At 70.8% G+C, this 18,095-nt stretch carries 20 protein-coding genes; 5 read left to right on the forward strand and 15 right to left on the reverse strand.

The window, feature by feature from the left end; all coding sequences use genetic code 11:
- Window positions 1-20: 20 nt before the first annotated feature.
- A complete protein-coding gene (locus tag ACNAVT_RS06705; RefSeq protein ID WP_416293853.1) occupies window positions 21-1,259 on the reverse strand; it encodes a cytochrome P450 in 1,239 nt (412 codons plus the stop codon).
- 130 nt (window positions 1,260-1,389) lie between these two features.
- Entirely contained in the window at window positions 1,390-3,675 is a 2,286-nt protein-coding gene (locus tag ACNAVT_RS06710; RefSeq protein ID WP_416293854.1) for a hypothetical protein, read from the reverse strand.
- Between the two features lie 223 nt (window positions 3,676-3,898).
- On the opposite strand from ACNAVT_RS06710, the gene ACNAVT_RS06715 reads away from it, so the two are divergent.
- Genes ACNAVT_RS06715 through hypF form a run of 5 tightly spaced genes read left to right on the forward strand, consistent with a single transcriptional unit; the run spans window position 3,899 to window position 8,094 of the window.
- The gene (locus ACNAVT_RS06715; RefSeq protein ID WP_416293855.1) at window positions 3,899-4,276 is read left to right on the forward strand and encodes a PadR family transcriptional regulator; all 378 of its coding nucleotides are present in this window, start codon (window positions 3,899-3,901) and stop codon (window positions 4,274-4,276) included.
- A 10-nt stretch (window positions 4,277-4,286) separates the two neighbouring features.
- The gene (locus ACNAVT_RS06720; RefSeq protein ID WP_416293856.1) at window positions 4,287-4,901 is read left to right on the forward strand and encodes a D-sedoheptulose-7-phosphate isomerase; all 615 of its coding nucleotides are present in this window, start codon (window positions 4,287-4,289) and stop codon (window positions 4,899-4,901) included.
- Window positions 4,898-5,137 (forward strand): HypC/HybG/HupF family hydrogenase formation chaperone, encoded by a 240-nt coding sequence (locus ACNAVT_RS06725; RefSeq protein WP_416293857.1) that lies wholly within the window; start codon window positions 4,898-4,900, stop codon window positions 5,135-5,137. Before ACNAVT_RS06720 ends, ACNAVT_RS06725 begins: the two co-directional genes overlap by 4 nt.
- The gene (locus ACNAVT_RS06730) at window positions 5,134-5,799 is read left to right on the forward strand and encodes a D-sedoheptulose-7-phosphate isomerase (RefSeq protein ID WP_416293858.1); all 666 of its coding nucleotides are present in this window, start codon (window positions 5,134-5,136) and stop codon (window positions 5,797-5,799) included. Before ACNAVT_RS06725 ends, ACNAVT_RS06730 begins: the two co-directional genes overlap by 4 nt.
- 9 nt (window positions 5,800-5,808) lie before the next feature.
- Window positions 5,809-8,094, forward strand: coding sequence for a carbamoyltransferase HypF (hypF, locus tag ACNAVT_RS06735; protein WP_416293859.1), 2,286 nt, complete (start codon window positions 5,809-5,811; stop codon window positions 8,092-8,094).
- A gap of 16 nt (window positions 8,095-8,110) precedes the next feature.
- Here hypF and hypE read toward each other — a convergent pair whose 3' ends face one another.
- From hypE to ACNAVT_RS06800, 13 genes are read right to left on the reverse strand one after another with little or no spacing between them, the layout of a single operon-like run.
- A complete protein-coding gene (gene hypE / locus ACNAVT_RS06740; RefSeq protein ID WP_416293860.1) occupies window positions 8,111-9,262 on the reverse strand; it encodes a hydrogenase expression/formation protein HypE in 1,152 nt (383 codons plus the stop codon).
- A complete protein-coding gene (gene hypD / locus ACNAVT_RS06745) occupies window positions 9,259-10,386 on the reverse strand; it encodes a hydrogenase formation protein HypD (RefSeq protein WP_416293861.1) in 1,128 nt (375 codons plus the stop codon). The genes hypE and hypD overlap by 4 nt, the downstream gene beginning before the upstream one ends.
- Window positions 10,387-10,397: 11 nt before the next feature.
- Entirely contained in the window at window positions 10,398-10,670 is a 273-nt protein-coding gene (locus ACNAVT_RS06750; RefSeq protein ID WP_416293862.1) for a HypC/HybG/HupF family hydrogenase formation chaperone, read from the reverse strand.
- Window positions 10,671-10,689: 19 nt separating this feature from the next.
- The gene (locus ACNAVT_RS06755) at window positions 10,690-10,791 is read right to left on the reverse strand and encodes a DUF6893 family small protein (protein WP_416293863.1); all 102 of its coding nucleotides are present in this window, start codon (window positions 10,789-10,791) and stop codon (window positions 10,690-10,692) included.
- A gap of 33 nt (window positions 10,792-10,824) precedes the next feature.
- Entirely contained in the window at window positions 10,825-11,028 is a 204-nt protein-coding gene (locus ACNAVT_RS06760) for a hypothetical protein (protein ID WP_416293864.1), read from the reverse strand.
- A 14-nt stretch (window positions 11,029-11,042) separates the two neighbouring features.
- Window positions 11,043-11,657: a DUF5947 family protein gene (locus ACNAVT_RS06765; RefSeq protein WP_416293865.1), complete on the reverse strand. Its 615-nt coding sequence runs from the start codon at window positions 11,655-11,657 to the stop codon at window positions 11,043-11,045.
- Window positions 11,654-12,271 carry a hypothetical protein gene (locus tag ACNAVT_RS06770; protein WP_416293866.1) on the reverse strand — a complete coding sequence of 206 codons (618 nt, stop codon included), beginning with the start codon at window positions 12,269-12,271 and terminating at the stop codon, window positions 11,654-11,656. The genes ACNAVT_RS06765 and ACNAVT_RS06770 overlap by 4 nt, the downstream gene beginning before the upstream one ends.
- Window positions 12,264-14,063, reverse strand: a complete 1,800-nt coding sequence (locus ACNAVT_RS06775) for a nickel-dependent hydrogenase large subunit (RefSeq protein WP_416293867.1) — start codon at window positions 14,061-14,063, stop codon at window positions 12,264-12,266. Before ACNAVT_RS06775 ends, ACNAVT_RS06770 begins: the two co-directional genes overlap by 8 nt.
- Window positions 14,060-15,181 (reverse strand): hydrogenase expression protein HypE, encoded by a 1,122-nt coding sequence (locus ACNAVT_RS06780; RefSeq protein WP_416293868.1) that lies wholly within the window; start codon window positions 15,179-15,181, stop codon window positions 14,060-14,062. Before ACNAVT_RS06780 ends, ACNAVT_RS06775 begins: the two co-directional genes overlap by 4 nt.
- Window positions 15,178-15,717, reverse strand: a complete 540-nt coding sequence (locus ACNAVT_RS06785) for a hemerythrin domain-containing protein (protein WP_416293869.1) — start codon at window positions 15,715-15,717, stop codon at window positions 15,178-15,180. The genes ACNAVT_RS06780 and ACNAVT_RS06785 overlap by 4 nt, the downstream gene beginning before the upstream one ends.
- The gene (locus ACNAVT_RS06790) at window positions 15,717-16,073 is read right to left on the reverse strand and encodes a hydrogenase/urease maturation nickel metallochaperone HypA (RefSeq protein WP_416293870.1); all 357 of its coding nucleotides are present in this window, start codon (window positions 16,071-16,073) and stop codon (window positions 15,717-15,719) included. The genes ACNAVT_RS06785 and ACNAVT_RS06790 overlap by 1 nt, the downstream gene beginning before the upstream one ends.
- The gene (locus ACNAVT_RS06795; protein ID WP_416293871.1) at window positions 16,066-16,641 is read right to left on the reverse strand and encodes a hydrogenase maturation protease; all 576 of its coding nucleotides are present in this window, start codon (window positions 16,639-16,641) and stop codon (window positions 16,066-16,068) included. Before ACNAVT_RS06795 ends, ACNAVT_RS06790 begins: the two co-directional genes overlap by 8 nt.
- The gene (locus ACNAVT_RS06800; protein WP_416293872.1) at window positions 16,638-18,044 is read right to left on the reverse strand and encodes a hypothetical protein; all 1,407 of its coding nucleotides are present in this window, start codon (window positions 18,042-18,044) and stop codon (window positions 16,638-16,640) included. Before ACNAVT_RS06800 ends, ACNAVT_RS06795 begins: the two co-directional genes overlap by 4 nt.
- Between the last annotated feature and the right edge of the window lie 51 nt (window positions 18,045-18,095).

Consider the following 18,095-nt stretch of genomic DNA (forward strand, 5'->3'; position numbering starts at 1 on the left):
CCGCAGCCGGCGCGGCCCGACTACCACGTCACCGGCAACCCCGTCGGGCCCAGGATCGCGTGCCCGGCCTTCCACTGCACCTCGTCGGCGGGCACCGCGAGTTGCAGTCCGGGAAGCTCCCTCAGCAGCAGCGCGATGGCGGCGCGGACCTCCAGGGCGCCCAGGTGGGCCCCGATGCAGTAGTGCGGGCCGTACCCGAAGGACAGGTGGGGGTTCGGATCGCGATCGAAGTCCATCCGCTCCGGATCGGGGAAGATTTCCGGATCGCGGTTGGCGGCGTCGTGCGAGGGGATGACGATGTCCCCTTCGGAAAGTCGGGCGCCGCTCGGCAGTTGCACGTCCGCCATCACCCGGCGCGGCATGTCGTCGCCGTTCGAGGTGGAGTAGAGGCGCTCCAACTCGGTGACTGCGGAGTCCACCTTCTCCGGGTGGTCGAGCAGGTACTCCCACCCGGTCTGGTCTCTCTCATAGGGGCGGGTGCGCAGCACGTGGACGAAGGTGGCGATCGAGCTGGCGGCGGTCTCCCAGCCGCCCACGACCAGTGAGATCGGCAGCTTGATCTGGACGTCCATCGGCTGGTCGGCGGCGGCGGTCGCGATCTGCGTCAGCAGGTCCCCGGCGGGACAGCCCCGCCGCCGCTCGAGCTGGCCCCACAGGTAGCCGCCCATCTCGAGGGCCGACTGGGCGGCCTCGTCGCGGCTGAGATCGCCGGCACCGAGGAACATGTCGCCCCACCGGCGGAACTGCATCCGGTCCTCCCGAGGCAGGCCGAGCAGGTCGCAGACGACGTCCAGGGTGAAGGGGATGGCGAAGTCCCGGACCAGGTCGGCCGGCCGACCCCGAGCGACCAGCCCGGCCAGATGGGCCTCGGCTGCGCTGCGCACCTTGGCGCTCAGCTCGGCCACCGCCGGCTTCGTGAGGCAGTCCTTGACGGTGCCGCGCACCCGCGCGTGCTCCGGGCCGTCCATCCCGAGCATCGTTCCCGCCACGTCGATCTGGTCTGCCTGGGCGGCGGCGGCCCGGGAGAACAGGTCCTGCCGGCGCAGCACCTCTCTTACGTCCACATAGCGGCAGATCAGCAACGCCGGGACCAGCTCGCCGCCGACCTGGCGGAGGACCGGCACCAGGCCGGAGCCGGAGGCGGCGAACCGCGCGTAGTGCGGGTGCTTCTCCGGGCCCGGAGGTCGGTTGACGCCATCGGCGTCGACGTAGAACGGGTGACTCAGTTCCGCAGCGAGATCCTGGCCCTGGGTGAACATGCCTCACGATCTCATCAACGAATACGGCATGCAATTGATCGATAACGAGACGTTATGCGGCTGGCTGGGCATCGGCCACGCCGCGCGGTCGAGACTGCTCGCGGGTGAAGTGGCCGCCGTGGGCGGAGGATCAGGGCGGTGCGGGCTCCGGGCCACCCGTGGGGCTGTTCCCGCTGCTGGGGCTGCTTCTGTCGATGAGTTCCTGGATGGCCGCCTGGTACTCGGGCTGTGTGTGGTAGGGCCAATGGCGCTCGACCGGCGGTGGCACGGTGTCGGCCGGGTCGATGGTCACGGCTCGGGGGTCGCTGAGCCGGACGTCGACCGACCCGGCCGCCGGATTGTCGCAGGATGGCGGCCCGCCCCGTAGATGGTCCTCGAAGACGGGGCCGCCGATCGGATCGGTGTCGCGCCAGAGGTTGCGCCAACGCCAGCCGAGCCGTTCGCCCATGTCGCACAACGCCTGCTGCCCGAAGTAGGCCGGGTAGAGGCGGGCGTAGATGCGGCGCAGGGGGCAGCCGTAGGTCAGCAGCGAGACCCTGGGCAGGGTGGTCGGCGGCAGTTGCAGGATGGTGGCCGTGGCCAGGACCGCGCCGTGGCTGTGCCCGGAGATGACCACCCGTCCCCGCGCGGCGAGCGCCGTCACCCGCTTGGCCAGTTCGGGCACCGCCCGGGCGGCGTAGCAGGGAGGCGCGAAGGGGTGCACCGTGCGCGGCCAGAAGGTGCCCAGGTCCCACAGGACCGCCACGAGGCGTCGGGTCTGGGTCGACCGGTACGCGCTGATGCCGAGGATCACCAGACCCACGACGAGCAGGCTGAGGACCCAGATTCCGGCGTCGGTGACGTACGCGGCGAGCGGTCCGATGCCGCTGCGCGTCCCGCTGAGCCTGGCCACGAGCTCGGTGGGACCGATCCCGAGCAGGTCGAGTGCGACGGTGGCCAGGCCCAGCGAGGAGATCACGAAGAACACGACCAGCATGGGGCCCAGCTCCTCGGTCACCTGGGCCTTGGCGACGGTCTCCCGCACCACGCCCAGCCGGGCCGCCGCGTTCGGGGGCACGTGCGGGTAGTCCTCTTCGATGACGCGTTCGGCCAGGGCGCGCCGGCGTCGGCGGCTGAGCACGAGCGTGGCGGCGGTGGCCGCGGCGACGATCAGCAGCGCGGTGAGTCCGGCGAGTGCCGCCCACCAGTACGCGACCGGCGGCTCCAGGGGACCGAAGGACGGTGGGTTCGGCCGGATCGGATCGGGGATGTCGCCGCGGTCGAGTTGGTCGGCGACCCGGAAGACCAGGGTCGAGGTGAAGGCCGCGGCGACGCTGACCGACATCGCCGACACGAGCGGCGTGCCGAGTCCCCGCAGGAGCGGAATTGTCCCGGTCGGACGCTTCCACTGGCCCGAGAGCGTGAGCACGGCGATCGCCACGAGCAGGACGCCCTGCGACGCGACCAGGCCGCTCGCCATGCCCTCGAAGCCCGGCAACTGCCCGACCACGGCCCGGACGTCGTGGGTCAGTGCGGCGTAGCCGAGACTCAGGACGGTCACCGCGACAACGGTCGCCCACAGCGGGCGCAGGAGGCGACGGGCGTGCGCCGGGCTGGCGGGCGCGGGCAGGCAGAGCAGGACCGCGCAGAACAACACCAGGCCGGCGGCGGCCTCGAGCAGCAGCGAACCAAGCAGTTTGTGCCCGCCGTCCGAGACGCCGGCCAGCAGGCTGACGTCGACCACGCCGGCGCCGAGCCCGACGTGGATGTGGCGCAGCCAGGAGGTGATCCGCTCGTCCTCCCAGAACCCGGGAGTGCTGAGGCTTTCGGTCAGCTCCGAGGGCTTCGGTTCGGGCGAGGCCGGTCGGAAACCCTCGAAGGCCTGCGCGGACCGGGCGCCGATCGCCCAGAACATGCGCAGCGCGAGCAGGGGGATCAGCGACAGCAGAGCAAGGCGTGGACCCATCGGCAGGTTGACGAGCCAGGACAGGTAGGAGCGGCCGGCGCGGCACTCAACGTACGGCACGCACTGCCAGCCGACGAGGTTCACCGTGGCGCCGATGATCGCGAGGATGAAAGAGACGGTGAGGGTGGCGGAGAGCAGGCGGCACAACGCGCCGAGCAGACCGAACCGGTCGCGCGGTGTCGGGCGCAGCCAGATCGCGAGGTTGCCCAGCATGAACGGCAACAGCAGCAGCATGGACGCCGTGCGCACGGCGACGCCGGCCGTCAGGGCACCCCAGCGGTACGCCTCGACGGCGACCCCGGGGGCCGCGCCGCCGGCCTCGCCGGTTCCCGGTCGGGGCCGGTAGAACCCGGCGTGCTGGTCCCCGGCGACGCGCACCACGATCGGGTGATCGAGGATTCCGTCCGCCGAGGTGCCCGACACTCCGTGCACGCGCAACTCGACGGTCTCCCCCCCAGGTGCTGTACCCACGCGGCCAGGGTCACAGACCGGCGACGTGGCGCGCTGCTGAATCTGGTGATTCGCGTTGCCGCGCGTATCGGACGTGATTCGGGCCGACGGGCCGCACCGTCGTTCGTCGTCGAATCGACGGCAGGAGGGCCGAACCTTTCAATCCGGAAAATACGGACATCTGGCACCTGGTTGTGCTTAGCTGCGCGGAGGACACGGTGGCCAGGCGCGGGGAGGGAACGACATGCATGGGCGCGAGCTGCGCGGGTTGCTGCATCCGTTCCTCCTGCTGCTGATCCACGAGCGGCCCGGGCACGGGTACGACCTGATCGAGCGGCTGGAGACGATGGGGGTACCCGACATCGAGCCGGGCCACGTCTATCGGGTGCTGCGCGGCCTGGAACGCGACCGGTCGTTGAACTCGGCGTGGGAGACCGACGGGGCCGGGCCGGCCCGCCGGTGCTACCAGCTGACGGCCAAGGGCCGCGACGATCTCCGCTCGTGGATCGCCCACCTGGCGCAACTCAGGCAGCTCATCGACGTCTGCCTGCGGCGCTCGGCGGACGCCGTCGACGGGGCCGGTGGCGGGCACGGCGATCCCTACGCCGCAATTCGAGGCTGAGGGGAGGACCATGCGATCGTCTGTGTTGCCGGCGGTTGACCACGCGTTCGCGCGCCGGCTGGCTCCCGGTGAGGCGCTCGCGGCCGACGCGATGCGGGTCGCGCGGGCCGCTCACGAGATGGCCGGGCGCTTCCATCGAGGCGGCAAGTTGATCGTGTTCGGCAATGGTGGGCCGGCGACCGATGCCCAGCATGTCGTGGTCGAGTTCGTCCATCCGGTCATCGTGGGTAAGCGGGCGCTGCCGGCGGTCTCGCTGACGAACGACGCCGCCACCCTCACCGGGATCGCCCGGGCGGACGGCTTCGACGAGGTGTTCGCCGCGCAGCTGCGGCTGCTCGCCTCCCCGCGGGACATCGCGCTCGGACTGTCGGCCGACGGCCGCTGCGCCAACGTACGCCGGGGGCTTGTGACCGCCCGCGACCTTGGCCTGCTCACCGTCGGGCTGCTCGGCGGCGACGGTGGTGACATCGCCCGCGACGCGCTCGCCGATCATGTCGTCATCGCCCGCTCCGACGACCCGTGCATCGTCAAGGAGGTCCACGTGACGACCTATCACATCCTCTGGGAGCTGGTGCACGTGTTCTTCGAGCAGCCGGGGTTGCTGGAACGGGAGGCGGTCCGATGAACCGGCAGGTCGGCCAGGGGGCGGTGCCGGAATGCCACGCCGACGACAGCTGCATCACCTGCTCGGACACGGCGGTCGCCGTCCGGGTTCGAGAGCTGACGGCTGACGGCCTGGCGGTGGTCGACACCGATGCCGGCCCGGAGGAGGTCAGCGTCGCCCTGGTCGAGGCGGGGCCGGGTGACATCGTGCTGGTGCACGCCAAGGAGGCCATCGCCGTGGTGGAAAAGGTCCGATGAGCGCCCGGGTCGAGGGCGCGCTCGGGGCGCTCTATCCGTTCCTCGACGCCGGTCCGGCTGACGTGGACGCGGTGCTGGCCGCGGTCGCGGCATCCACCGCCGAGAAGGCGGCGGAGATCGTGGCCCTTCGCAGGTCGTTGGTCGCCGAGCACGGGCAGCGGTTGGTCGACTGCGCCCGCCGCTGCGCCGCGGCCTTCGAGGCCGGCGGCACGCTGTTCGCGTTCGGCAACGGCGGCAGCAGCACCGACGCCCAGGACGTCGCGCAGCTGTTCCTGCATCCGCCGAGGGAAGCCCGCCCGCTGCCGGCCATCTCGTTGACGCACGACGTCGCCCTGATCACCGCACTCTCCAACGACGTGGGTTTCGACGTGGTCTTCGCCCGCCAGGTGGCGGCGTTCGGCCGCGCCGGGGACATCGCGGTGGGGCTGTCCACGAGCGGGGGATCGACCAACGTCCTGCGGGCGTTCACGGAGGCGGCCCAGCGGGGCATGGTCACGGTCGGAATCGCCGGCTACGACGGCGGCCGAATGGCGGAATCCGACGTCGTCGACCACCTGTTCGTGGTGCCGTCCGCATCGGTGCACCGGGTGCAGGAGGCGCAGACGACGGTCTACCACGTGCTCTGGGAGCTCACCCAGCAGGTACTGGCCGGGGAACTCTGACCGAGCGCGATGGGCCTGGTCAGCGTGGCGCGGATCCACGTCCGCGTCGAGGGCATCGTGCAGGGGGTCGGCTTCCGGCCGTTCGTGCACGCGCTCGCCACGGAGTACGACCTGGCGGGGTTCGTCGGCAACGACACCGGCGGCGTCTTCGTCGAAGTCGAAGGGAACGGCATCGATCTGGCCGCCTTCGTGACGGACCTCAGCCGGCGCGCACCGGCGCTTGCCCAGGTGGAGCGGCTCACCACCGAGGTCGTCGCGCCGACGGGGCAGCCCGGTTTCGTCATCGTCTCCAGCGTCACCGGCGCCGGCCGGGACGTGCTGATCTCCCCGGACACCGCCACCTGCCCGGACTGCCTCGCGGAGCTGTCGGATCCGGCGGACCGCCGGCACGGCTACCCGTTCACGAACTGCACCAACTGCGGTCCGCGGTTCACCATCGTCACGGACGTCCCGTACGACCGTCGCACCACCACCATGGCCGAGTTCCCGCCCTGCGCCGACTGCGCCGCCGAGTACGCGGACCCGCGCGACCGCCGCTTCCACGCCGAGCCGGTGTGCTGCCCGGCGTGCGGCCCGGCCCTCCGGCTCGTCACCGCGGACGGCGACCCGGTCCACGGCGATCCCGTCGACGCCGCCGTGCGGTGGCTGCGTGACGGGCGGATCCTCGCGGTCAAGGGGCTGGGGGGCTACCACCTGGCCACTCGCGCCGACGACGACCGAGCCGTCTCCGCGCTGCGTGCCCGCAAGCACCGCGAGGAGAAACCGTTCGCCGTGCTGGCCGCCGACCTGCCGGCGGCGCACGCCCTGGTGGAGGTGGCGCCGGCGGCGGTGCCGGTGCTCACCGGCGCTCGCCGTCCCGTGGTGCTGCTACCGCGCCGCCCCGACGCGCCGGTGGCCGCGTCGGTGGCGCCGGACAACCGCGACCTGGGTGTCATGCTGCCGTACACGCCGTTGCACCATCTGCTGGTCGGCCGGCTCGGCATGCCGATCGTGCTGACCAGCGGCAACGCCTCCGACGAACCGATCGCGCACCGCGACGACGACGCCCGAGCGCGGCTGGCGGGGATCGCCGACGGCTTTCTGACGCACGACCGGCGGATCCACGTCCGCACCGACGACTCCGTGGTCCGCCTGTTCCGGGGCCGCGAGCTGCCGGTGCGGCGGTCCCGGGGGTACGTGCCCGCGCCGGTGCCGGTCCCGTGGCGGTTCGACCGGCCGGTGCTGGCCTGCGGCGCGGAGCTGAAGAACACCTTCTGCCTGGCGAAGGGACGCCGCGCCTTCGTGTCACACCACATCGGCGATCTGGAGAACTACGAGACGCTGTGCGCGTTCACCGACGGCATCGAGCACTTCGGACGGATCTTCGACGTCCGGCCGGAGGTCGTCGCCCACGACCTGCATCCGGAGTACCTGTCGACGAAGTACGCGCTGCAACGCGGGGACGTCGAGCTGGTCGGCGTGCAGCACCACCACGCCCACATCGCGTCCTGCCTGGCCGACAACGGCGAGCCCGGCCCGGTGATCGGGGTCGCGTTCGACGGTCTCGGGTTCGGCGAGGACGGCACCCTCTGGGGTGGTGAGCTGCTCGTCGCCGACCTGATCGGCTTCGACCGGGTCGGCCACGTGGCCGCGGTGCCCATGCCCGGCGGATCCGCGGCGGTACGCGAACCGTGGCGGATGGCCGCGGCGTACCTCGACGAGATCTACGGCGACGCGCTGCCGGACCTGGAGGTGCTGCGGCGGCACGAGCGGCAATGGCCCGCGGTGGTGGCGTTGGCGCGCAGCGGGACGAACTCGCCGCGGACCTCGAGCGTGGGTCGGCTCTTCGACGCCGTGTCGGCGATCCTGGGCCTGCGCGACCGTGTCAGCTACGAAGGGCAGGCCGCCATCGCCCTGGAGCAGCGGGCTCAACCCGACGAGCGGGGCGGCTACCGGATCGACCCGTCCGGTCCGGTGCCGCTCGCCGGCGTCGGACGCCAACTGGTCCGGTGCGTGGTCGAGGACCTGCGCGCCGGCGTGGATCGCGGCCGGATCGCCGCGCGTTTCCACCACGGCCTGGCGGACGCCGTGGTACGGGCGGCCGTCGCCGTCCGGGAGAGCACGGGCCTGACCAGCGTCGCCCTCTCCGGCGGGGTCTTCCAGAACGTGCTGCTGCTCGACCGGGTGGTGTGCGGGTTGGAGGCGGAGGCGCTCCGGGTGCTCGTGCACACCCGGGTGCCCCCCAACGACGGCGGCATCTCCCTCGGTCAGGCCGTCGTGGCCGCCGCCCGCCACCGGGCCGACCCGTCCGGCTGAGCGGTGCGCGGCCTGGTCAGCAGATGCGGGGCAGCGGATCACCGACAAGCATGTCGACGACGCGAGTGCCACCGAACGCGGTCTTGAGCAGCACGATCCCGGGCGGGTCGGCGGCGACGTGACCGACGACGGTCGCGCTCTCGCCGAGCGGGTGACCCCGCAGTGCCGCCACGGCCGCCGCTGCCCGCGCGCCGTCGACCACGGCGACGAAGCGTCCCTCGCAGGCGACGTAGAGCGGGTCGATGCCGAGCAGCTCGCAGGCGCCCGTGACGGCGGGACGCACCGGCACCGCGGCCTCGTCGACGACGACGGCCATCCCGGCCGCCTGCGCCACCTCGTTGAGAATGGTCGCCACTCCGCCCCGGGTGGCGTCGCGCAACAGCCGCACGCCGGGTACCGCGTCCAACAGGGCGGCCACCAGACCGTGCACGGGCGCGGTGTCCGAGACGAGGTCGGCTTCGATGTCCAGTTCGCCGCGGGCGAGCATGACGGTGACGCCGTGGTCGCCGATCGGCCCGGAGACGACGACCGCGTCACCGGGCCGCACGTGCGTGGTGCCCAACGCCACCGGTCGCTCCAGCAGGCCGACGCCGGCCGTGTTGATGTAGCAGCCGTCGGCCTTGCCCCGCTGCACCACCTTCGTGTCGCCGGTGACCACCTGGACACCGGCGCGCTGCGCCGCGAGGGCCATGGAGGTGGTGATCCGTTGCAGGTCGGCGACCGGAAATCCCTCCTCGAGGATGAACCCGGCCGACAGGTACAACGGACGGGCGCCGCTGACGGCGAGGTCGTTGACCGTGCCGTTGACGGCGAGGTCGCCGATGTCCCCGCCCGGGAAGAACAGCGGCGACACCACGTACGAGTCGGTGGTGAAGGCCAGCCGGTCGCTTCCCGGGCTGAGCACCGCCGCGTCGTCGAGCGCCTCCAGGGCCGGGTTGCGGAACGCCTCGACGAAAATTCCCTCGACCAGCGTGCGGCTCGCCTTCCCGCCCGCGCCGTGCGCGAGCGTGACCCGGCTCTCCCTGACCTTCGGCTTACGTCGGCGGGCCCGTTCGATGCGCTGCAGCACCTGCTGCTCCGGCGACAGCCGTCCGGATTCCCCGTCGACCAGGGCTTCGGCCTCGGTCACGGCGCGTTCGGCCCATTCGGCGGTGCGTTCGGTCGTCATGCCCGCACCGCCTCCGTGAGCCGCTGCCGCGTGAAGCGGCCGAAGTTGTAGTAGGCCGCGCAGGCGCCCTCCGACGAGACCATGCACGTGCCGATGGGGGTCTCCGGCGTGCACGCGGTGCCGAACACCTTGCACTCCCAGGGCTGGAGCACACCCTTGAGCACCTCGCCGCACTGGCAGGCCTTCGGGTCCGCCACCCGCACTCCGGGAACGTCGAAGAGTCGCTCGGCGTCGAAGGCCGCGTACTCGTCCCGCATCCGCAGTGCGGAGTGGGAGATGAAGCCGAGGCCGCGCCACTCGAAGTACGGTCGCAGCTGCATGACCTGGCCGATGGCCTCGAGCGCGCGCAGGTTGCCGTCCCAGGGCACCACCCGGGTGTACTGGTTCTCCACCTCGCAGCGGCCCTCGGCGAGCTGCTTGAGCAGCATCAGGACCGACTGCAGGAGGTCCAGCGGTTCGAACCCGGCGCACACCAGCGGCTTGCCGTAGTCGCGGGCGATGAACTCGTACGGCCGGCACCCGATGACCGTGGAGACGTGCCCGGGTCCGAGGAAGCCGTCGAGACGCAGATCCGGTGAGTCGAGGATCGCCTTGATCGCCGGCAGGATCGTGACGTGGTTGCAGAAGACCGAGAAGTTGTCGATCCCTTCGGCGGCTGCCCGCAGCACGGTCATCGCCGTCGACGGCGAGGTGGTCTCGAACCCGATCGCCATGAAGACGACCTTGCGGTCCGGGTTGGTCCGGGCGATCTTCAAGGCGTCCAACGGCGAGTACACCATCCGGATGTCGGCGCCGGCCGCCTTGGCGTCGAAGAACGAGCCGTTCCCGCCCGGGACCCGCATCATGTCGCCGAACGCCGTCAGGATGACGCCCGGCTCGTGGGCGATCGCGATGGCGTCGTCCACCCGGCCCATCGGGATCACGCACACCGGGCAGCCGGGGCCGTGCACGAGCGAGACGTTCTCCGGTAGGTAGTCCTCGATCCCGTGCTTGTAGATGGTGTGCGTGTGGCCGCCGCAGACCTCCATGAACTTGTACTGCCGCCCCGGCTCGCACAGTGCGGCGATCTGGGTGGCCAACGCCTGGGCCTTGTCCGCGTCGCGGTACTCGTCAACGAAACGCATGTGGTCGTTCCCTAGGTGATGTCGGACTCGGCGAGCGCCTGCAGCTCGTCGGTGTACGCCTGTCCGAGACCGGTCAACATTGTCAGCGTGGCGGCGGCCTCGGCTTCATCGATCTTCGACATGGCGAACCCGACGTGGACGAGCACCCAGTCGCCGATGCCCACCTGGTCCTGACCGAGCAGGCCGATGTTGATCGCCCGCCGGACGCCCACGACGTCCACGATGGCGAGGTCGTCGCGACCGGCTTTGATCTCGACGATCTCGCCCGGGATCCCTAGACACATCGGCTGATTCGCCTTCCCATCACATTTTTTCGATCTTGATATAGCGCCGCAGCGCGGGCAGTTCCTTCCAGAACACCCCCACGACGGCCACGACGGCCAGCAGCGCGAACAGCTTCCGCACAGCTCACCTCCTTCGGGTCCACCCCGGGGCCGTTCAGCCCGGCGGCAGGTTCGGCATGATCGGCAGGATCGGGTCGTGCTTCTTGGGCCGGATGCCGGTCGAGCGGCGGCCATCCACCGTTCCGTCATCGTGATGGCCTGCCTGCTTCCTTCTCCGCGAGTTGCCCTCTTCCACACCCTTGGTGTGCGCCGGCGCGTCGAGTTCGACATCGGGATCGCCCACCCGGATTTCGCCCATTTCCGCCCCCTCAATCAGTCGTTGCCGGTCTGCCGGCCATGCCGTCGGCCGAGATCGTCGAAGAACTGGCGGATCTCCCGCCACACCGCGCTTCCCCCCGACATGCCCGTCCAGTGCTGCCGGATGAGCGCCACGAGCCGGAAGCAGTCGTCGACCGGGACCACCCACTGGTGGTCGCCGCCGCGCGGCGTGCCGGTCCACACCAGCAACGCCTCGACCCGTGGCCTCAGCTCGGCCAGCGCGGGCGATCGTGCCTCGACGACCCGCCAGGCGCCGGCATCGATCTCCGACTCGGTCGTGCCGAGCGGGCTCGGGTAGTGCCCGAGCACCCGGCCGTCCCGCTGCTTCACGAAGAACGCCAGACCGACCGGCACGCCGAGCTCGTCGGCGGACAGACCCGCCAACCGAGTGCCACGGGTGGGAACGAGCTCGTACCGGCTGCCGCCGGCCGCCTCGCGTTCGAACAGCAGGGAGCACGGTGTGCAGGCGCAGATCAGCTCGGCGTCCTGCTCGTCCCACACGTGCCGGTGCTTCGGGCCGACCGGCCCGGCGCACATGCCGCAGCGCTCGATCGTGGTCGAGCGCTGCGCCGCGCGGCGGATCACCCGTTGCAGCGCGCCGGGCGTCACGGCGGGCCACCCGACGTCAGCGGACCCGCGGCCTGTGGCATCCGGTCGCCCACGCTCACCTGACCGGCCGGTGCCCGGTCGGGCCGTTGCCACAGGGTGGCGACCGGGATCAGCGCCGGCGCCGCCGCGGGCGCCACCACGTCGACCGCGGAGAGCTCCGGGGCGAACGTCAACACCAGCTCCCGCACCTGGTCGCGCAGGGCTTCGCCACCGCCGCAGGAGCTCGCCGACAGGCTGATCCGGGCCACCTCGTCCTGGACGCCGACCAGGGCGATCTCGGCGCCCCGGGCGCGCAGCTGCGGCCGGAGATCGTCCACCGCACGGGCCACCCGCCGTTCCACCGGATCCGGGTGGATGCGGTGCAACAGCAGCAGGTGCCGCAGCAGTTCGTCGTCGGCGAGGCGGTCGAGCGCACGGCGGTCGTCGGCGGCGAGATCGGTGACCCGGGCCAGCGCCTCGCCGTACACCTCGGTCAGGATCTCGACGGCTTCCAGCGCCAGCTCGGCGGTGCGGCCGGGGGTCTGCTCGAGTTGGCCGAGCGCGGCGTCCAGGCGGGTCAGGCGCGGCTCGACGGCCGCGTCGTCGAGCCGCTGGATGCAGGGCGGCTCACCCATGCGACGCGCCGAACATCGGCGAGTGGATCTTCTTGAGGGTACGACCGCCGCCGACGTACATGTGCACCCCGCAGGGCAGGCAGGGGTCGAAGCTGCGTACCGCCCGCATGATGTCCACGCCCTTGAAGTTGTCCGGGCCGTTCTCCTCGAAGATGGGCGTGTCCTGGATCGCATCCTCGTACGGCCCCGGTGTGCCGTAGCTGTCGCGGGGACTGCCGTTCCACGGCGTCGGCGGATACGGATGGTAGTTGGCGATCTTGCGGTCCCGGATCACGATGTGGTGCGACAGGATGCCCCGGACGGCCTCGTGGAAGCCGCAGCCGATGGCCTCGTCCGGCACGTCGAACTCGGCGAAGACCCGCATGTCGCCGCCGCGCACCCGCTCCATCGCCTGCTCCAGGAAGTACAGCGACATCGCCGCGGCGTACGCGATGAAGTAGGCCCGCGAACGGTCCCGCTCCAACGCGTTCGACCAGCGCGGGATCTTCCACTCCAACGTCATCTCGGGCAGGGTCCTGCTCTTCGGGAGCGAGATCTGCACGCTGCGCCCGGTCGACTTGACGTACGGGGTGTCGACCATCTTCGCCAGCGCGGTCGTGTAGAGCCGGGCGAAGCATCCGCCACCCGTGTCCAGCGCGAGGTGCTGCCCGCTGCTCTTGTCGAACCAGCGCGGACTCATCACCCAGCTGTACTTGTCGCTGAAGTCGCGCTTGCCGGGATCGGGGAGCGTGGTCTGGTTCCAGGGATGGCGGATGTCGACCGGGTTGCCGAGCGGGTCGTATTCGACGAACGGCTCCTCCTGGCCGGCCCAGTCCTTGTAATAGGAGCTGCCGAGCAGGATCCGCATGCCGAGGTTGATCTCGACCAGGTCCGTGGTGAGCAGCTTGCCGTCGACGACGATGCCGGGCGTGACGTGCATCGCCCGCCCCCAGTTCGTCATGGTCTCGTACCGGTAGTCGACGACGTCGGGGTTCTGGAACGAGCCCCAGCAGCCGAGCAGGACCCGGCGCCGGCCGACCTCCTCGTAGCCGGGCAACGCCTCGTACCAGAAGTCGAAGATGTCGTCGTTCATGGCGACGGCCTTCTTGACGAAGTCCAGGATGCTGACCAGCCGGCTCATGTAGTCGGTGAACAGCGTCGGCTGCGGCATGGTGCCGACCCCGCCGGGATAGACCGTCGACGGGTGGACGTGCCGGCCCTCCATCAGGCAGAACATCTCCCGGGTCGTCCGGCTGACCTTCAGCGCCTCCTTGTAGACCTCGCCCTCGAACGGGTTGTAGGCCCGCATGATGTCGGCGATCGTCCGGTAGCCGTGGATATCGCGCCCTGGTGCCGCGGTGTTCTCCGCGCGGGCGAGCACACTCGGGTTGGTCTGCTTGACCATCGCCTCGCAGAAGTCGACGAAGACGAGGTTGTCCTGGAACAGCGTGTGGTCGAACATGTACTCGGCGGCTTCGCCGAGGTTGATGATCCATTCGGCCAGCGGCGGCGTCTTGATGCCGTAGGCCATGTTCTGCGCGTAGACCGAGCAGGTCGTGTGGTTGTCGCCGCAGATGCCGCAGATCCGGCTGGTGATGAAGCCGGCGTCGCGCGGGTCCTTGCCCTTCATGAACACCGAGTAGCCGCGGAACAGTGACGACGTGGTGTGGCATTCGGCGACCACGCGGTTCGCGAAGTCGATCTTCGTGTAGACGCCGAGGTTGCCGATGATCCGGGTGATCGGATCCCACGCCATCTCCACCAGTTCGCCGGGCTTCTGGGCGACGGCCGGCTTTGGTTTCGTCGCGGTCACGGTCGGTTCCTCTCCTCTGCTGCCTGTCGGCGGGGATCTGCCGGACCGTACGGGCGCCACCGGGGGTTGTAGCCGCTGGTGAGCTCCGGCCCGTTGTGGTGCCACTTCGGTTCCCGGTTGGCGGTGGCGTTGGTGAGGCCGCGCAGGCGGCGGATCACGGCGCCGTACGGCTTGATGAGCAACGTGGACAGGCTGCCGCCGGGAGGCATGTCCATGAACGGCATGAACTTGTCGGGAAACCCCGGCATGGTGCAGCCGATACAGATGCCGCCGACGTTGGGGCAGCCGCCCACGCCGCCCATCCAGCCGCGCTTCGGGACGTTGCAGTTGATGACCGGCCCCCAGCAGCCGACCTTCACCTGGCACTTGGGTGAGTTGTAGTCCTTGGCGAAGTCGGCCTGCTCGTAGTAGGCGGCCCGGTCGCAGCCTTCGTGCACGGTCTTGCCGAACAGCCACTGTGGCCGCAGCATGTGGTCCAGCGGCGGGGGCGGCGCCGAGCCGGCGGCGTGGTAGAGCACCCAGGTCAGGGTCTCCATGAAGTTCTCCGGCTGGATCGGGCAGCCGGGTACGTTGACGATCGGCAGGCCGCCCTGGGACCGGAAGTCCCACCCGAGATAGTCGGCCAGGCCCATGCACCCCGTCGGGTTGCCCGCCATGGCGTGGATGCCGCCGTACGTCGCGCAGGTACCGGCGGCGACGACCGCCCACGCCTTCGGCGCGAGTTGGTCGATCCACCAGTTCAGGGTCAGCGGCTCACCGGTCTTCTCGTCGTTGCCGAACGACGTCCAGTACCCGTCGCCGTTGATGTTCTCGTTCGGGATCGATCCCTCGATGACGAGAATGAACGGCTCGCGCATCTCCCCACGGGCCGCTCTCCGGTACGGCGCCAGGAACTCCTCGCCGCCGGCCGCCGGCGACAACACCTTGTTGTGCACGTTGACCTTCGGCAGACCGGGGATGAGCCCGAGAACGATGTCCTCGATCGCCGGCTGGTCGGAGGCAGTCATCGACACGGAATCGCCGTCACAACTCATGCCCTCGGAGATCCAGAGGATGGTGATCTCGTCGAACCCGTTCTCCTGCGGGATCACCGCGGTGTCGCGCGCAGCCTGCGTCATGTGCGTGGCCTCCCTTGCATCCGATCCCGCAACCGGTCGTAGATGGCCGCCAACGGCGCCGCGAGGGCCAACGCCGGCGGTTTGTCCGGCGCGTGCGGGTGCGGGCGCGTCGGGGCCCGCTGCTTTCCCTGGTCGATCTCCTGGCCCAGCTCACGGAGGGCCTGCTCGTCTGCCCGCGAGCACAACAGCGGCATGAGCTCGCGCTCGTCGTCCTGCACGTGCCGCTCGACGGCGGAGGCCAGCCGCTCCATCAGCTGGTCCTGCGCCGGATCGCCGGCCCGGCAGCGGTCCAGTTCGAGGAGCAGATCCTTGATCGGCCGATGCCCGGCGAGGTGCCGGTCGACCTGCCCGTCGGCCAGCACCTTCGCGGCGAACGGGTAGAAGAGAACTTCCTCGAGCGCGGCGTGCTTCGACAGTTCGCGGACGAGGACCTCCACGACGCCGCGGCGCTGCGCGTCCGATTCCGCCGCCCGGTAGTCCCGGAACAGCTGTTCCACCACGCGATGGTCGTGCCGCAGCAGCTCGGTGGCGTCCATCAGACCGCTCCCAACTCGGCGTTGGCCATCGTGACGGACTCCAGCACGACGTCGTCGCTGCCGGTGACGTCGATGTCGACACCACCGCACTGCGGGCAGGCCACCATCGCGAGGTGATCGGTGATCGGCCCGCTGCTGCCGCAGTCGTGGCACTGGACCGTCATCGGTTCCAGCACCAGGTCGACGGCGGCGTCCGCTGCGACGGTGCCGGCCGCGGCCACCTGGATGCCCTGGGTGACGACCTCGGGGTCGACCGGGTGGCCGCCGATTCGTACCCGCAGGCCCGTGACCCGGCGCCCGGCGGCTCGGCGTACTGCCGCTTCCACGATCGCCTCGGACAAACCCGTCTCATGCATCGGCGGTCACCTCCCGCTCTGCTGCCGCCCGCCGGCAGCCTTCCTGCAACGTGTCGAGTCGCGCGGCTTCCTCCTGTGCGATCCGGACCACTGTTCGGACCGCCTCGTCGACCGCGCCGGCAACCGGCGCCGACAGCCCCATCCGCTCGTCGAGGACGGCGGGTTGGCAGCCCACCACGAGAATGCGCTCGACATTGCCGCCCAGACTGCGCAGCAGGCGCAGCACCGACTCGGGATCCATGCCGTGCCCGTCGGCGGCCGGTGCGTACAGTGCGTCCGCCGGCCGCAGGGTCCAGCCGGGGGCGTCGAGATCCACCTGCACGACGGCCAACGTCCCCGGCGGCTCGTCCAGCGGCAACGCGTCCACCATGACCAGCACGTCGTGGCGGCCGTCCAGCAGATCGTAGGCCAGATGCATTCCCCGGATCCCGTAATCGGACACATCCACCCGCGCCGGCAGGACGGCATCCCGCAGACACCGGACGACCTCCACGCCGAAGGCGTCATCGCCGAGGAAGATGTTGCCGATGCCGGCAACCAGGACCCGGCCACTGCCGTCGCTGCTCATCGCGTCTCGACCTCCCCGACCAGCGGCTCGACCTCTTCCGGGCGGAAGTGGCGCAGACGCCCGTACCACTGGTGCAGCTCCGCGCCCGGGTCGTCGTCCACCGTCACGGCCAGGAACCGTGTCCCGTCGACGTCGAGCAACACCTGCTCCACCCGACCGGTACGGCCGGCCAGAAACATGTCGTGCGCGTCGGTGCCCTGCCGGCGTGGTCGTAACCGGACGCGGCTCCCTCTCGACAGCAGGGCGCCCGCGACCAGGACGGTCTCTGCCTCCGGCCCGAGCGCGGCGTCGGCTCCGGGCTCCCACCAGGGTGTCGGCCCCGTGGCCTCACCCTGCCGGCGGACGGGCTCCAGGGATCGGATGGCTCCGTGCAACCGTTCGAGCACCTCGGGCGGCATGGTCTCGACGCGGTCGAGGATGGCCGCGGCACGGGGATCGGTGGCCCGTACCTCGTGTTTCTCGGCATCGGAGAGGGTGAGCGTGCGCAGCGACAGGATCTCGTCGATCTCGGTCGCGTCGTGCAGGTCGCCCGGGCTCTCCGGCGCGATCTGCGGGTGGTCGTAGAGGATGACGGGTGACGAGAGCAGGACGTCGGAGCTGCCCGGCTCGCCGCCGAGCACCGGGAAGGTGTGCACGTTCCGGCAGTCCCGCGCCGCGTGCGCCGCCCACTCCGGCGGATCGAGCAGCGACAGGAACCGCCCTTGGTCGACGGCGAGCAGGGTGTGCGCCGCGAGCAGGCAACACCGCAGGGCGTCGTCACGCCGGCTGCCCGCGGGCGTCGTCCGATCCGTGTTTTCGACGCGTAGCGTGAGTCGCAGCAGCCGGAAGGGCGCCGGACACGAGGCGGCGGAGACGCTGACCGATGCGGACAACGGCCACCGGCGACGCACCACCCGCCCGACCGGCTCGCCCCGGTCGTCGACCAACTGCTCGACGTCCTCACCGCCCGGCACCTGGACGTCGAGGCGATGCCCGCGCCGCAGGTCGGCGACGGACGCCTCGAGGTCGAACTCCCGCGGTACGGCCTCGTCGAAGCTGAGCTCCGTGCGGCCCTCGGCGTCGATCCGGTCGACCGGCCGGTGAGCGCCGTCGGCTGTTCGTTCCTCCACCGTCTTGCGTTGCAGCTGCAGGAACCGCAGCCGGACCCGGACGACCGCGGTCTCCGGAGCCTCCATCAGGCATTCCGTCTGCTGCCACGGCGACTCGGCCGAGCCCGCCACGCCGCTGTCGACCAGGCCGTGCGCCTCCCCCCAGGCCGGGGGTACGAGGACTCCGAACTGCCAGCGCACCCGGTTCTTGCCCGATGACCGGCGGTAGGGATAGAGCAGGTAACCCTCGTACAGGATCGCCTCCGCGACCGCTTCGGCGCTGCCGAAGCCGGCGCTCGAACAGCGCGGATGCATGCCGCCAACCCCCTCGATGCGCTCGGATCGGCACGTGGTGACTCCGGTCTA

Source organism: Micromonospora sp. SL4-19, from assembly GCF_047921475.1.
Lineage (GTDB): Bacteria > Actinomycetota > Actinomycetes > Mycobacteriales > Micromonosporaceae > Micromonospora.